Genomic DNA, 15,794 nt, shown 5'->3' with positions numbered 1-15,794 from the left:
CCCCAACCCCATCCACCATAGTAGGCAGGACCGTAAACGTCAGTTTTTTCTCTGGCAACCACTACCAGGTTTACCAACAAATCGGGTTTATCAGCTTTAGTAAATCCTTTGGCATTCATTTCGGCTTCAACAGCAGCCATTAAACGACGTTTGTCGAGGTTATTCAATTTAACCCTTGCAATACCTTTATCGTAAAAGTTATAAGTTTTGTAACTGTTTAAATCTACGTTCTTATCGTAATCGGATGCGGTGCGGAGTGTGCTACATCCGGCTAATGCCAATACAACTGTAAGTAGCATTAATAATTTGTGAATTGTTTTCATCGTGCGTTTTTTATGTAAATAACCTGTAATAAATATAACAATTTTAAAATGAAAAGGTTACGGTTGATATAAATTTTACAAATCCATTTGATTTCTATAAAACCTCTTAAAAAAAGGTAATCCAGAATTGTTGTAAAACTAAATATTACGGGATTAAAAAAAATAAACATTAACATAATTTAACTTCCTATTTATAAATACCTTTGCGGCATGCTTAGAGACGAAATTAATAAGGCTTTAGAAGTTTTGAAATCAGGCGGGGTTATCCTGTATCCAACCGATACCATTTGGGGACTAGGCTGCGATGCCAGCAACCCTGAAGCGGTTGATAAAATATTAAAAATCAAAAACCGTCCGGCCGAAAAAAGCCTGATTGTATTATTGGATGTGGATAGCAAACTGCAAAGCTATGTTACCGAAATACCTGATGTTGCCTACGATCTGATCGAATATGCAGAAAACCCTTTGACCGTGATTTTCTCGGGGGCTAAAAACCTAGCGCCAAACGTAATTAATGCTGATGGAAGTGTGGGCATACGGATTGTAAAACACGATTTCTGCACCCCATTAATCCAGCGTTTCAGAAAGCCTATTGTTTCTACTTCGGCCAACTTAAGCGGCCAGCCGTCACCAAAATTCTTTGATGACATGGCTCCCGAGATACTGGAGGCGGTTGATTATGTGGTGGATTTTGAACAGGAAAACCGGACCAGTAAAAAACCATCAACCATTATTAAACTTGGTCCATCCGGACAGTTTGAATTTATTAGAAAGTAATTTTATTACTTTTGTAATTCATTACCATCATACCCATGCCTGAAAATACTGGTTACATGCCATTTTTATTTTTTGGGTCCTGGGCTGATAACTATTATCAACTGCATGCAGCAACACCTACAAAACCCGATTTTTAAAACCTTATCATCAATAGCCGATAAGCACAATACCGAAGCTTATGTTATCGGCGGTTTTTTTTGCGATATATTTTTAAACCGCCCATCGAAAGACATAGATGTGGTGGTGGTAGGCAGTGGCATTGAATATGCCGAGGCTGTTGGCAGAAAGTTAAATACAAAAGTTGCCGTTTTTAAAAACTTTGGTACCGCCAATATTAAATACCAGGATTTAGAAGTAGAGTTTGTGGGTGCCAGAAAGGAATCTTACCGCTCTGATTCGCGCAAGCCGATTGTTGAAGATGGTACTTTAGCCGATGATCAGTTACGCCGCGATTTTACCATTAACGCGCTGGCCATTAACCTGAATGCCGGTAATTTTGGCGAATTGCTAGATCCATTTAACGGCATGGAAGATCTGGAAAATAAGCTGATCCGTACTCCACTCGATCCGGAAATTACTTTTTCAGATGATCCCCTGCGCATGATGCGGGCTATACGTTTCGCTACACAACTCAATTTTAGTATAGATGAGGCCGCCTTAAATGCGATTAAGACGCAGAAACAGCGCATTAGTATTGTATCTAAAGAAAGAATAACCGACGAAATGAATAAAATCATTTTGTCGCCCAAACCATCCATTGGTTTTAAACACCTTTTTGATACCGGTTTACTCCAAATCATTTTCCCTCAAATGGCACAGCTTTATGGGGTAGAAATTATAAAAGGTAAAGGACACAAAGATAATTTTTACCACACGTTAGAAGTATTGGATAACATCTGTGTCGATACCGACGACCTGTGGCTACGCTGGGCGGCTATTTTACACGATATTGCCAAACCAGCCACCAAACGTTTTGAAGAAGGTCATGGTTGGACATTCCATGGCCACGAAGACAGAGGTGCACGCATGGTGCCCAAAATCTTTGCACAGTTAAAACTGCCGCTAAACGAAAAAATGAAGTATGTACAGAAACTTGTTCAGCTGCATTTACGTCCAATAGTGCTCGCCCAGGAAACTGTTACCGATTCGGCCGTAAGAAGATTGCTTTTTGATGCCGGAGAAGAAATAGAAAGCCTGATGCTTTTGTGCAATGCTGATGTAACCACCAAAAACGAGTACAAAAAAACCAAATACCGAAACAACTTTGAGTTGGTTAAACAGAAACTCAAAGATGTGGAAGAACGCGATAAAATCAGAAACTGGCAACCCCCCATTTCGGGCAACGATATTATGGAGACTTTTGGCTTAAGTGCCGGAAAAGAAGTGGGATTAATCAAAAATGCAATCCGCGAAGCCATATTAGAAGGCGATATCACAAATGATTACAACGAAGCGTTTAATTTTATGCTCGATCAGGCAAAACAAATGGGATTAAATCCTGTTAAATAATCATTTAATTGCTGAATACGTCACTTTTCACTTTGTTTTGTGACGTTTGATGTTTTGCGATAATGCAAATTAACTTTATTTTTACGGTTCCAAAATACAATAATGGCTATTTATAAATTTAGAATTACTTTCGAAGATTATGATGATGTTGTGAGAGAGATCGACATTAAATCAAATCAGACATTTGAAGATCTGCACAAGGCTATCCACAGATCTACAGGTTATAATGCGGAAAAATCTTCGTCTTTTTATGTAAGTACTGATAACTGGTTAAAGGGTGATGAAATTGCTTATTTGCCAAGCGAACGTAAAAAAGATCGTGTAGTTTTAATGGAGAATTCGAAATTAAGCGGTTTTATTGAAGATCCACACCAAAAATTTTATTACATCTATAATTTCGACCGTCCATACGATTTCCACGTGGAACTGGTTAAAATTATATTAGATGCCGATCCGAATATCGAATATCCGTTTCTAGCCAAAAGCAGTGGCGAAGCACCTAAAATTTTCGAAAGCAGCAATGCGCCTGTTGCCGATCCTGGTTTGGCCGCCGCCGGTGCCGCTGCAGGTGAATTCGATTTCTTAAATGAAATGAATTTTGTACCTGAAGATACCGATGAATTAGAAGCCATGGGCGATATGGGTATTAATGAAGAAGAACGTGATGAGGATGAAGAAAACGAAGAAGACGAGTTTGGTGACGAATTCTCAGACAATGACAGCTATGAAGATGATAGTCACAAAGATGACTATTAATCTGCTCAATAAAATCTAAATTATATCAAGTCAGGTGTATAACATCTGACTTTTTCATTTAAAAACCTTATGGTTACTACAAGTAGCACCGTTAAAAAAACAAAAACCTTAATCTCTATAGTGGGGCCTACCGCAATTGGCAAAACCGCTCTGGCTATTCAGCTGGCACAGCATTTTGGCACTGAAATTATTTCTGCCGATTCGCGTCAGTTTTTCAGGGAGATGGAGATTGGTACAGCCAAACCCGATGCAGCAGAACTGGCAGCGGCTAAGCATCATTTTATAAACTCGCACTCGGTGGCACAATTGTTCAGCACAGGCGATTTTGAAGTGGAAGGTTTAAAAGTGCTTGATCGGATTTTTGAAAACCACGATATCGCGATTATGGTTGGTGGCTCGGGGCTTTATATCAATGCCTTGATTAATGGTTTAGATGAAATGCCAGATATTGATCTAACAATCAGGGAAAAGCTAAATAAACAATTTGAAACAGAAGGCATTACCGCTATACAGGAACAGCTGGCAACAGCAGATCCCGAGTATTTTGCGAAAGTAGATCAGCAAAACCCGCAGCGGATGATCAGAGGACTTGAAGTATTTTTATCAACCGGACAAAAACTTTCTTCCATGCTCTCGGCTACCAAAAAGGAGCGCCCTTTTAATATCATCAAAATAGGCTTAAATACCGACCGGGCTGTGTTGTACGACAGGATTAACCGCAGGGTTGACCAAATGATGGATACTGGCCTATTAGACGAAGTGAAGGGGTTAGTGGATTTCAGGAAGTACAATGCCCTCAACACTGTTGGCTACAGCGAAATTTTCGACTATTTAGACGGAACCATTTCTTTAGAAGAAGCCATAGCAGCCATTAAGCAAAATACCCGCCGTTTTGCCAAACGCCAGCTTACCTGGTTTAGGAGAGACGAGGAAATTAACTGGTTTGAGCCTGATGAAAAGGAGAAAATTGTTAAATTGATAAACGAAAAACTGAAGTAACAAAAAAGGTTCTGAAAAATTCAGAACCTTTTTTTATTGAAGTAATTGACTTGAGTTAATTCGGGAACTTCACCGCCCTATACTGTGTAATATCAACCGTTGGAACAGTAGAACCGTATTTGGCATTAATGGCCTCAATAAATACGTTGGCAATTACAGCATTTCCGCGTGGCGTTAAATGGATGCCATCAAGCGAAAAGGCACCACCGGTAATAAATGCCGAATTAATACCTACCCCCTGAATATTCATTCCAGTTTTAACCTGATTAAAATAATCATAGGTATCGGCAATGGCTAAACCCTTACCAGTAGCTAAAGATTTGATACTGGCATTATAACTGTTTACGTAATCTTTAATTTTAACTACTTCGTCTTTATCCAGTACCCAGTTATTGGCAATTGGATTTAAAGGATGTAAACCATAAGGAATCGCACCCTGACCGAATAAACCGGCCGATTGGAATGGTAAACGGATTAAATCTTCGGTAGTTGCTGCCCTAACCGTACCAGCACCTGTTTGGATGTATACTGCTGTTGCCGCAGGATTAATTGCCTTTGCAGCGGCAAGTAAAGCAGGCACCGTTACGGTATTAAAATAAGGAATAGCCGTTACATCGGGAATGGTAGCTACGATACCTTTTTGACCGCCAGCAGTTAATACATTTAACAAATTGGAATACAATGAAGAAAAGGTAACCTTATCTGTCAAAGCCGTAGTTGGATCGGTAGAAACAATAACCGCACCATTTAAAGCATAACCCAATACATCATTATTACCCAGCCAAAGCGAGAAAAAAGTATGGTTTCTGCCCTGGATAAACTGGAAATAGTTGGTTTTGCCTACCTGTGCATCAGCCAGCAAACGCTCAAAAAAAGGATTGGCAGCACTGAAAGTTAAGGTCGGATCGAAAGATAAATCGAGACGCATACCCGGTATGCCCAGGTTCTGAATTTCGCCACTGTATTTATCTAAATGTTTTGCCGCATCTCTGTAAGCTAACTTCTCTGTAACAGGCGTTAACGTTGGTGCACCATTTACCAATGCTGTTAAAGCAATATATCCCGAACCATTAGCATGCTCCTCGGTAAAAAATGGTGAGGTAAAAGCACCACCGCCAACAGTAGCCATTTTGGCTGCGATTAAATTCGGATAAGCTACTTTTTGTCCTTCCAGGTATAATCCGCCATCGGCATACCCCGAAGTTAAGGAATTACCAACTGCAATGTATTTACTAAAATTAGCCTGCCCTGCGGTTGAGCCTGCTGGTGTTTCTATTTCGGGTTTACAAGCTGCTGTAAAAAGAATGGCAGCAGCAATGAAACTATTTAATATATATCTTTTCATTTATTTTTCTCCTACCATTTATAAGTTAACGAAATACCTGGCGCATAAACCAGGGTTTTAAAAGTACCGTCTAAACCAGTTTCAATGTTTTTTTGCTTACGCGATTTCACATCTTCAAAGAAAAATGAAGCATTTACCTCGAAATGACTGGTAGGCGTATAACCTACTCCTGCACTTAAAATATAACGGTCGGCATCTGGAGCTTCGGGGGTTACATAACCATCCTGAACAGGAGAGAAAGCATAGCCCACACCTGCCCTTAACGCCAGTTTTTCTGAAGCCTGGTGATTGACTCCCAGTTTAAACGAAGAACCGTCGCGATAATTGCGTGCAGATTTGGTATCGGCCAACGCCGGCGTATTGTTAGCATAATCAAACGATAAATCCTGATAAATGTGCCACTGTACCCAACTGGCATCAAAAGCCAAAGTGGTATTTTTAGATAACGGAATGCCTACGCCTAAACTTGTGGTTGCCGGTAAAGGCAATTCGGCATTAAAGGTATTGCCTGCCGGGAAAGAACCAGTTAACGACTTTGGAACATCGAATTCAGCTGATCCCCCATCCAGTTTGGTAATTACTTTTGATTTGTGCACCAAAGCAAACGAGATGTTGCTGAGTGTTTTAATGTATAAACCAGCATTCCAGCCGTAACCTTTTCCGGTACCCTCTAAAGTAGCATGTCCGGAACGGCCATCAGGAAAATTAACAGGAAGTGCGCGTTGCAGATTTACATCGCCATGGTTGTACACGAAGCCGGCACCAATACCAATACGATCGGTTATTTTAATACTCAGCGTAGGCTGAAAATAAATGGCTTTTAAATTTAAGGAGGTTAAGGCATATTTGCCCGACCAGTTGTCGCCCCAATCTACCAAACCGCCGAAAGGAGTATAAACCCCTAAGCCAAGTTTCCACTTGTTAGATTTTGGCCCCCAAACAGCATAAAACTCGAATGGTGGAGCAATTTTGTTTTTTACATTTTCTGTAACATTCGAACCTGCCTGTTTAAAGGCCGATTTAAACAATAGTGGGTTTACGCCTGCTGAAACTGAGTTTTTCTCTAAGAAAGTTACTGCACCAGGGTTATAAAAAACAGAAGCTTCATCTAAAGCCAGTGCAGAACCCGCACCCGCCATACCAATTTGTTTCTGTCCTTGTAAATTTACCTGAAAACCCTGCCCCAGAACCCATAACGGGGCAGAAAGTAATACGCTCAATAAGATTTTTTTCATTTATAGATGGTTGTAGCACAAATATATATTATGCTAACATAGCAAACAAACATTTGTTTGTAAGAATCTTGATAAACTTAGGCTTGAGCGGTGGGTCCTCCGAAGCCCATTGGAAATGGCGGTTCTTCCTGGGTTTTAATGCGTCCGTTTACAGCTTCGAATTTCTGAATATTATCTTCAAGTGCTGCCAACAGGCGCTTTGCATGTTCGGGAGTTAAAATAATCCTCGATTTAACTTTTGCTTTTGGTATACCAGGCATTACGCGGATAAAGTCCAATACAAATTCGGTATTAGAATGGGTAATAATGGCCAGGTTAGAAAAAATCCCTTCAGCAATTTCTTCTGATAACTCTATATTTAACTGGTTCTCGTTTTGTTGTTCTTCCATAATAGCTCAAAAATAAAAAATTCCGCTGCTTAATAGCGGAATTTTAAATATATGTTCGAAATTAATTAAAGGTTGGTCCTGGTTAAAATTATTTCTCCAAAAAATCCAACTCTGCAATGGCCAGTGCTTTTTTACCACCTGCAATTAGTGTAGCTTTTATTTGCACGTATTTAGCCGATATTGTTGTTTTAAAATAATGTGTCCTTGGTGTAGGATCATTAATTAAATTACCGAATTCGAAGCTTTCTGCATCCTTCCAGTTTTTACCATCGTTACTGGTTTGTAAAATACCTTTTTCTAACATTCCACCTGCAAAATCTGTAGGAGGCGTATAAATAAACCCTGTTAAATTATGGGTATCCCCCAAATCTATAGCAATCTGATGTTGGTTCTCGTTTGATTCAGACAACCAATAGCTTTGTTTCTTTGCATCAAAGGCAGTTGTTGCGGCATGTTTTGCGCTTTCACTGTCGCTACTCAACAGTTTCCAGTCTTTTTTTACGATACCAAATGTTTCTGATGCTACAGCCCCTTTTTCCTTATTGTTTAAGGCAATTGCTTTTAATTCACCTTTTGATATCTGGATTGGTTCGAGATATTTCCTGGAACTGGCAGTAGGCAGGCTACCATCTGTAGTATAATAAATTGCAATGTTTTTGTTGAGGTTCGCTGTTGCATTTTCTCCGTGAGGCTTCCAGCCAAATTCGTGTGTTTTTGGAGAAATACTCGTTAAACCATTTATATCCCTCGTAAACTGCAATTGAGGCGGATGTGTGTGGTAATAATGTGCAGAAACTGTAGCTATAGCCGGAGTTCCTCTTGATGACAGTATTGTTAACCTAAGTTTTGATGTGGTAATTTCTGGGAAGCGTAAAATACGTTTATACCCAATATTTGTAGCTTCAGCAATTTTCTGCCACTTTCCTCCTATCCAGGCCTCTACCATATGTTGTTCTACCCTTTCGCTATGACTGGCTATTGCTTCCTGTAAAACAAGCCTGTTTATCGTTATAGGTTTTAGGGTGCTTACTTCAATACTTCTCTTGTTATCAGCTAAAAGCAGGTAAGTGCCAATATTATTATCCAAAATTTGTTTGGGCCCGTTCGCTGCCGCCAATTGGTTTTTTCCATAGGTTTCATTAATTCTTTTACCAACCTCGGCCAATACTTTCACATCTTCATCAGAAAATTTACCACCGCGGTTAGGCGGAATATTAAGTAAAAAAGTAGAATTTCCACCTACTGAGCGTTCGTATATATCGAAAACATCATCTGCACTACGTACTTTTTGTTTCTCATCATCGCGGTAGAACCACCCCTCTCTTATAGATGTATTGGTTTCGGCTTGTTGATAATGAAGAAACTTTGCAGCATAAAGCTGTTCGCGGCTCCCAAGGTCTTTTGCTTCCATATCCTCAAAATGAGATGCAGTATCAGGGTTTTGCTGATAAGGAATTACGTTCCACTCGGTATCGCGGGTTCTGCCAGCCTCATTTCCACACCAGCGGATATCTTCTTTACCAAAAATTACTGCTTTTGGTGCCAGCGTATGGATCAATTTTTTCCAAGCGGCATAATTGTACTTCTGTCCGCCTTTTGTTTTAGGGTGTGCACCGTCAAACCATACCTCATCTACCTGACCATATTCTGTTAAAACCTCAAATAACTGGTTCAGGAAATATTCATTGTAATCGTCAACTTCGAATTTAAATTTGGTTTGATTAGCAAAAGGACGTCCGGCAATTTCACGTGGTATAGTACGGGTGGTTGCTTTACTTAAATTCCCATACAACCCATCGGGGCTCTCAATCTGATATAAATCTGCAGGCGAAAGGTAAATACCCAGTTTTAATCCATATTTTTTGCAGGATTCTGAGAGTTTTTTTAAGATATCACCTTTACCATTTTCAAAGCCTGATGACATGATCCCGTGTTTTGTATAGCGACTTTGCCACAATACAAAACCATCGTGGTGTTTTACGGTTATAATTACCATTTTCATTCCGGCCGATTTCATAGCCTGGCACCACTGGTCGGTATGCAGTTCTTTCAGGTCAAAAATTTTGGGATCTTCCTTTCCGCTACCCCACTCCATACGGGTAAAAGTATTAGGCCCGAAGTGAATAAAAGCTATAAACTCGTTTTTTAAAGCGCCTAACTGGTTTGGTGTAGGTACCACATGCATTGCCTTTTCCAAAATAGTGGCTTTGTTATCGCCAGAAGTAATGCCGATAGTGTTTTGTGGTTTTAAATTATCGGTTTGCGCTATGGCACTTCCAATAAAGGAAGCCACAAAAGCCGATGTAATCAATAATTTTTTCATTAAATATTTGTGTGTTTAAAATTATTATTTGGTTCAGATTAATTTATAATCGCTGTTAGCTAATTATGAATGTATATTATCAATTTTCAGTTGCTTTTAACGTAATAGTAGCATCGCTAACCCAATTTCCGTTTTGTTGTTTAACAGGGATGAAAGCAAACATCCAGTTCTGACCTGTAATGGGTTTTGGAACTTTAATTAATATCGTATTCCAGCCTTTTTTAAGCTTTAGGAGCGCTGGTTTACGCGACCAAAAAAATTCTTCATCGGTATATGGTATTTCATTGGCAGCGGTAAACCAGGTTGGTTTAAGATTTTGATTTGCACCAGGATTATGCCAAACCGGCCCCTGTAATTGAACATCGTTGATATAAATTTCGCCTCCATTGGCATCCCATTTCCCGTTTTGAGGTATACCTGCACTTTGCCGGTTAGATCTTACAGGAGTTTCGAAACCTATCAAAGCGTTTATAGTTTGATCTGTACTGCAAAAAACATGTGATGTAAAATCAACCTGGGTTAAACTATCGATAGATTGATTTGCAAACAGGAATTGATTGATTCTGATTACCGCCCCTGCAATTTTTTGTGTGGATGGAGTTTCAGCCGATTTGCCTTTTTTGTAAATTTTACTCAGTTGCCATTCAGTTTGTGAGGTATTGAAATAGGGAAATGGGAGTTTATCAAAAAAACGATTTTGATGTTCAGTTAAGCGTTTTTCGAATTCGGCAAAATATTGATTGGCTACAGTATTTTTTAAGGGCAAAACATTAAGGTAATCGGGCTTAGCTTCTTGCCTTCCGCACCAAACCGCTTCGCTATAGGCAAGGGCACCCGGCCAAACCGGATTGTGCACAAAAATTTTCTCTTTATCTGCTACCCTGGTATCTGGCCAGCAGCATACAATGCCACCCAAAGCATTTTTATCGCCATGTGGTTGGTTACAAACTTGTTGAAAAAAGTAACGCTGAATTAAAGTAACAGCATCATAAAAGTTTAGGTATCCTCCATATGAGTCAATAATGGGATTTTGGTTAATTTTCTCCACCTTTGCTGTTGCTTCTTCACGCCAAAGCTGCTGTATGCTTCCCGCTTCGGGAGGTAAACCTGGATTCCATACCATTACTTTACGCCCGTTGGCCAAAACCTTATTACTCATCCTGCTGATAAAAGCTTTTGGATTTGAAATATGAATCTCGTCTGAACCTATGTGCAAGATTGGACAATCGGCTGCAGGAATCTCTTTACAAAACTCATCGATCAGTTTTTCTAAAGTCTGCATGCCCTGCTCGCTTTCCATCTTAAAATCAAAAACACGTTCAAAGTAGGCACTATGGCCTGGCATATCTAACTCCGGAATAATGGTAATACACCTTTCCCTGGCAAATCGAATCAATTCTTTAATATCAGCTAAACTGTAAGTGCTATCGGGATCGCGGTTAGCTTGCCTGAATTTAGCATCGTTAATTTGTGGAAAAATCCTGCTTTCTATCCGCCAGGCCGGATTATCGGTTAAATGCCATTGAAAGGTATTGTATTTGTAATGGGAAAGAATTTCAAGTTGCTTCTTTAACATCGCAATACTTTGAAAATTCCGGCCATTATCGTGCATAAATCCCCTTACAGCAAAAGCCGGGCAATCTGTAATGGTACAAAATTGAAAGGTTACCAATCCATTTTCTTTATGCATTAACTGTCTTAATGTTTGAATACCATAGTATAATCCATTAACATCTGCTGCCTGAATACTAATTCCTGTTTTAGAAATAGAAAGCTGATAGCCTTCTTTTTTAAGATCGGGCAGATTTGCAATTTTTAAATTTACCAGCACGTTATTTTTAGCTGATTGCCTGGAAATGGTAACTCCGCTACCAACAAACAAGCGTTTCAAAGCTGATGAAACAAGTGGCACAGCATCGGGGCTAATGGAAACTTGTTTAACGGTCAACTTTCCGGATTGCCACGCCACTTTTTGAGGAAATGGGATGAGCGCAACCGGTGCTGAATTTAAAGCCTGAAGTGAGTGATTACTGGCCCAATCGCCATTTTGTGTTTGTGCATTTAAATTAAGATAAATGCAAGCTACAATGATGCAAAGCAACAGTTTCTTTGTCATTTAGTGCTGTTTGTAAAGGGATAAAACTTTACCCAATCGATTTCCATTTCTACAGGTAAATCGGCATCTTTTATTTTCCCAACCCAGCTTCCGCCCAGTTGCATATCAATAAGCAGATAGTGCTTTACATTAAAGGGAAATTGGCCTTGCGCCGTAGTGGCTATTTTGGGGTAAGTAAAAGCCTTCTTGTTATTAACAAAGAATACCAAACTATCCGGATATTTCTCTACCGCGTAGGTATTAAACGCGTCAGGATTAATCTTAGCCGTCCCCCCCGATTTAGGCTTATCTTTTATTTTAAGGGTAAGTGTATAGTAAGTATGAATGGTTTGGTAAGCAATTGAATCGAAATTCAGCCTTTCCATAATATCGATTTCCCCACCATCAGGCCATTTACTGTTTTCTGCCAGCATCCAAAAGGCAGGCCATGCCCCCTGAGCACCATTCAGTTTAGCCTTAATTTCTAAACGGCCAAAACCAAAAGCTAACTTATCTTTAGTATAAATACCACCGGTTAAATAACGTGAGGTATCTTTCGATAAATCAACGTTTTTTATCCCCCTAAGTATCATTTTACCATCCCGCATGGCATAACAACTATCGTTATTGCTCATGTGCCGGTTCCAGTCAGCACCACCGCGGGGTATTTTAGACCAGAATTTGGTATCGAAAGAACCTTTCTGATTAAAATTCTCCGTCCAGGAAGCCTTCTGCCGATAGCCTTTGTTTACCGAGCAGGAATACAATAAAACCAGTAGCAAGCCTAACCATTGAAAATTTTTCATGTCAGTTATTTTTTAATGTCTATAATTTTCCTGATTATTTTTTCATAAGCAGCTGCATACTGCATCATGCCAAAATCATTTGGATGCGTACCATCAATGGTGCTATCGTCGGTAAAACCAATATCTTTTGCTGTTAAGATATAAAGTCCCTTTACACCTGATTTTTTGATTTTTTGATAGGTATTGTTCAGTACCTGAGAAGTCCAGATGTACTTTCCGGTAAGCGCCGAATCTAAATTGGCACTTGCTAAACCAACACTATGTTCAACCAATAATATGGGCGTATTAGGGTGCTTTTCCTTTAAAATTTGTACTGAAGCGGTAATTCGTTTTTCAATTTCTTCTGCAGGGTAAACTGTTTTATCAGTTAAATTGGGCTGGCAATCGAGTACAAAAAGCTTAGCTTTTGTTTGGCTCATTAAATCAATTAGTGGGGTTTCTAATCTACCATTGCCAGAAAAGCCCAGGTTAATTACAGGCTGATCTAATTTTCGGCCTAATATATTGAGCCAGGCCATTCCGGGTCTGCTTGCACTAGCCCCCTGCATAATAGATGTACCATAAAATACTAACGGAGCTTGTTCATCAGTCTTTTCAACAGCAAACTCGCTATTTGCCACTACTCCAATTTTTAACCATTTAGGGATATTGTATAAAGGCAGGTATAAACGTAGTTTTTTAATCTTTACGGTATTATCGAAATTTTCATAACTATAGGTAACAGTATCGCGGTAGCTGTAGCTTGCCTTAATCCAATGCCATTTGTTATCAACATCCTGTGCATACAAATCAACACCACTCACCCCAAGAGTTGCCATATTATCTAAACTTTTTGCCCCGGTAATTTGATATTTTACCACAATTTTCGATGCATTGGTAGTAAAATCGAGGTATTCGCCGGCCGTATTCTTTGCTAAATTCCAAACTTCTTTCCTTACCACCTTTTCGGCTGTTATAGGTAAGCGGTTATAGTAATTGGCACTATCGGTATTTTGCCAGGCTTTTCCTTTTAGTGTTGCATAAGGATATTGTTGCGGATTAAACCATTTTAAACCAGGATCGGTTTGTGCATAGCTTACCAAACTATGCACCATTAAGGCAGCCAGTGCCCATAAAAAAGTAATAGGTTTCATTTATTGTGTTTGTTTGTGTGTTCAATTATAATCTTACACCTGACTTTATCATGTATAGGATGAGCTATTTTTAATGTTCAGTTAAAACTTCTCAGTACTAAGTTAATTAAAGCAAATACAATTAAACTAAAGGATTGAAATCCAGCTCTTCCGCAAACGTTTGACGTATTGTAACAAATTTGATATTTTAAAAAACAACAAAAAAAGCCCTTTTTCAGGGCTTTCATTTACTCACAAATAAGAAGGTTTTACCTGGGTTAGGTATATATTTTGGGTAATTATAATTGTTGATTAAATACTTTTAATGCTTCCTTATCATCCGAAGCTACAATTAGCGCATTCAGCTTCTTTTTCAACTCACTTTTGATTGTGCTATAATTTTTATCGTCGATAATGTTTTTCAATTCGCTGGGATCTTTCTTCAGATCATACATTTCCCAGGCTTCTGTACCTTTATAAAAACGAACCAGTACGTAATTATCCGTACGGATGCCAAAATGAGGCGATACATAATGTGGCCCGGGGTATTCATAATAATGGTAATAAGCACCCTCTTTTGACCAGTTTTTGATTTGTGGGTTTTTCAATACGGGCAGAAAAGATTTGCCTTGCATAAAGCCTGGTTTCTTAATGCCCGAAAAATCAAGAATAGTTGGCGCCCAATCTACATTGGAGATGATTTGGTTTAATTTTTTATTCTTTAACGCCGGCAATTGAGGCATCCGGATAATAAAAGGGGTTCGAAGCGATTCTTCGTAAATGAACCTCTTATCAAACCAACCGTGTTCGCCCAAATAAAATCCCTGATCTGATGCATAAATAACTATGGTATTCTCGCTCAAGCCATTCTGATCCAGATAATCTAATATTTCACCGATATTCCGGTCCAGCGATTTGGCTGTAGCATAATAGTCTTTCATGTATCGCTGAAATTTCCATTCTTTTAAAGCATTACCTGTTAATTGCTGTTGTTCAAAAATTTTAGAAAGCTGGCCATAATAGTTGCGATAGGCCTTACTTTGCAAACTATCCATGCGAGAGTATTCGCCCTGCTGATAGTAACGCATCATGGATTCTTCGATTTCTTTGCCTTTAACAGCTGGCCGCACAGGCTGGTTATTTACCTTTGGTTTTTCTCCGAAAGGCTGGTTAATTTTTAAATCGGTTTTAAGGGTCAAAACCTCTCCTACCCCCATTAACTGCTTTGCAGCGGCTGTCCTTCCCTTGTAATCGTCGTAAAAGGTTGCGGGTAATGGAAACTCTATCGAATCGTAAGCACCTAAATCCTGTAAATCTGGTAACCATTCCCTGTGTGTAGCTTTCTCGCCTACAACCAGAAAAAACGGTTTATCGCGATTCCGATCATTTAAATACTTTTTGGTAAGCTCGGTGATTACCTCTGTTACATAGCCATGGTACAGTACAGTATCGTTCTTTTGGTTAATAAAATCAGGGTTAAAATAATGGCCTTGCACAGGCATCACATTCCAGTAATCAAATCCTTTTGGCAGGCTACCTAAATGCCATTTCCCAATCCATGCTGTTTGATAGCCATTTTCGCTTAATATCTCTGGTAAAAAACGTTGATTGGTATCCAAAACGCCATCATTAACCTTGTAGCCATTTTTATGACTGTATTGGCCGGTAATAAAGGCAGCTCGGCTTGGTCCGCAAATCGCATTCGAAACAATTGCATTATTAAACAAGGCTCCCGATTTTGCCAGGCGATCTATATTCGGGGTACTGATTAATTTGTTCCCATAAGCACCAATGGCCTGGTAAGCATGATCATCGGACAAAACAAAAATAATATTAGGTTGCTTATGCTGTGCAAAAGCTACTACATGGAAGCAAAAGAATAGCAGTATTAAAATTTTCTTCATGGGATGGAATAATTGGGTTTAACCTGTAAAGTGAAACCATACAAATATAATTTCTTTTTGTAATGCGTATATCTCCAGAATCCAATTTAGCCTGATCGAGTAAGAAGCAGGGGATTAGTTTCCCTGCTGTCTCCTCACACCACCGTACGTACCGTTCGGTATACGGCGGTTTGTCAGAATAACTTCGTTTGGTGTGTCGTTTTCCAATAGTAATAATTACC

At 39.3% G+C, this 15,794-nt stretch carries 13 protein-coding genes; 4 read left to right on the top strand and 9 right to left on the bottom strand.

The annotated features are described in order from the left end of the window. The coding region (locus HWV58_RS24055; protein ID WP_175636552.1) for a DUF4136 domain-containing protein at positions 1 to 323 on the bottom strand (323 nt) is incomplete at its 3' end. A 210-nt stretch (positions 324 to 533) separates the two neighbouring features. Between HWV58_RS24055 and HWV58_RS24050 the strand changes: the two genes are divergently transcribed. The 4 genes from HWV58_RS24050 to miaA all read left to right on the top strand — a co-directional run bounded on the left by HWV58_RS24050 (position 534) and on the right by miaA (position 4,364). Next, positions 534 to 1,100 (top strand): L-threonylcarbamoyladenylate synthase, encoded by a 567-nt coding sequence (locus HWV58_RS24050; protein ID WP_175636551.1) that lies wholly within the window; start codon positions 534 to 536, stop codon positions 1,098 to 1,100. A 105-nt stretch (positions 1,101 to 1,205) separates the two neighbouring features. Beyond that, positions 1,206 to 2,609, top strand: a complete 1,404-nt coding sequence (locus tag HWV58_RS24045; RefSeq protein ID WP_175636550.1) for a CCA tRNA nucleotidyltransferase — start codon at positions 1,206 to 1,208, stop codon at positions 2,607 to 2,609. A 102-nt stretch (positions 2,610 to 2,711) separates the two neighbouring features. Next, on the top strand, positions 2,712 to 3,365 hold the full coding sequence (locus HWV58_RS24040; protein ID WP_175636549.1) for an IS1096 element passenger TnpR family protein: 654 nt from the start codon (positions 2,712 to 2,714) through the stop codon (positions 3,363 to 3,365). A 69-nt stretch (positions 3,366 to 3,434) separates the two neighbouring features. Continuing rightward, complete coding sequence (miaA, locus tag HWV58_RS24035; RefSeq protein ID WP_175636548.1) at positions 3,435 to 4,364, top strand: tRNA (adenosine(37)-N6)-dimethylallyltransferase MiaA; 930 nt, start codon at positions 3,435 to 3,437, stop codon at positions 4,362 to 4,364. Between the two features lie 55 nt (positions 4,365 to 4,419). On the opposite strand, the gene HWV58_RS24030 is transcribed toward miaA, so the two are convergent. From HWV58_RS24030 to HWV58_RS23995, 8 genes are all read right to left on the bottom strand, one after another. Beyond that, complete coding sequence (locus HWV58_RS24030; protein ID WP_175636547.1) at positions 4,420 to 5,709, bottom strand: SGNH/GDSL hydrolase family protein; 1,290 nt, start codon at positions 5,707 to 5,709, stop codon at positions 4,420 to 4,422. Positions 5,710 to 5,720: 11 nt separating this feature from the next. Next, a complete protein-coding gene (locus HWV58_RS24025) occupies positions 5,721 to 6,944 on the bottom strand; it encodes an OmpP1/FadL family transporter (protein ID WP_175636546.1) in 1,224 nt (407 codons plus the stop codon). Positions 6,945 to 7,021: 77 nt separating this feature from the next. Further along, a complete protein-coding gene (locus HWV58_RS24020) occupies positions 7,022 to 7,333 on the bottom strand; it encodes a DUF3467 domain-containing protein (protein ID WP_055914859.1) in 312 nt (103 codons plus the stop codon). Between the two features lie 88 nt (positions 7,334 to 7,421). Beyond that, complete coding sequence (locus HWV58_RS24015) at positions 7,422 to 9,656, bottom strand: alpha-L-fucosidase (protein WP_175636545.1); 2,235 nt, start codon at positions 9,654 to 9,656, stop codon at positions 7,422 to 7,424. A 79-nt stretch (positions 9,657 to 9,735) separates the two neighbouring features. Then, complete coding sequence (locus HWV58_RS24010) at positions 9,736 to 11,772, bottom strand: family 20 glycosylhydrolase (RefSeq protein WP_175636544.1); 2,037 nt, start codon at positions 11,770 to 11,772, stop codon at positions 9,736 to 9,738. After that, positions 11,769 to 12,557, bottom strand: coding sequence for a glycoside hydrolase family 16 protein (locus HWV58_RS24005; RefSeq protein WP_175636543.1), 789 nt, complete (start codon positions 12,555 to 12,557; stop codon positions 11,769 to 11,771). The genes HWV58_RS24010 and HWV58_RS24005 overlap by 4 nt, the downstream gene beginning before the upstream one ends. 5 nt (positions 12,558 to 12,562) lie before the next feature. Beyond that, the gene (locus tag HWV58_RS24000; protein ID WP_175636542.1) at positions 12,563 to 13,690 is read right to left on the bottom strand and encodes an SGNH/GDSL hydrolase family protein; all 1,128 of its coding nucleotides are present in this window, start codon (positions 13,688 to 13,690) and stop codon (positions 12,563 to 12,565) included. 278 nt (positions 13,691 to 13,968) lie between these two features. Further along, entirely contained in the window at positions 13,969 to 15,573 is a 1,605-nt protein-coding gene (locus tag HWV58_RS23995) for a sulfatase family protein (protein WP_175636541.1), read from the bottom strand. Positions 15,574 to 15,794 lie beyond the last annotated feature (221 nt).

Source organism: Pedobacter ghigonis, from assembly GCF_903166585.1.
Lineage (GTDB): Bacteria > Bacteroidota > Bacteroidia > Sphingobacteriales > Sphingobacteriaceae > Pedobacter > Pedobacter ghigonis.
Note: the sequence above shows the minus strand (reverse complement) of the source record. Positions and strands in the feature narration are given on the sequence as shown.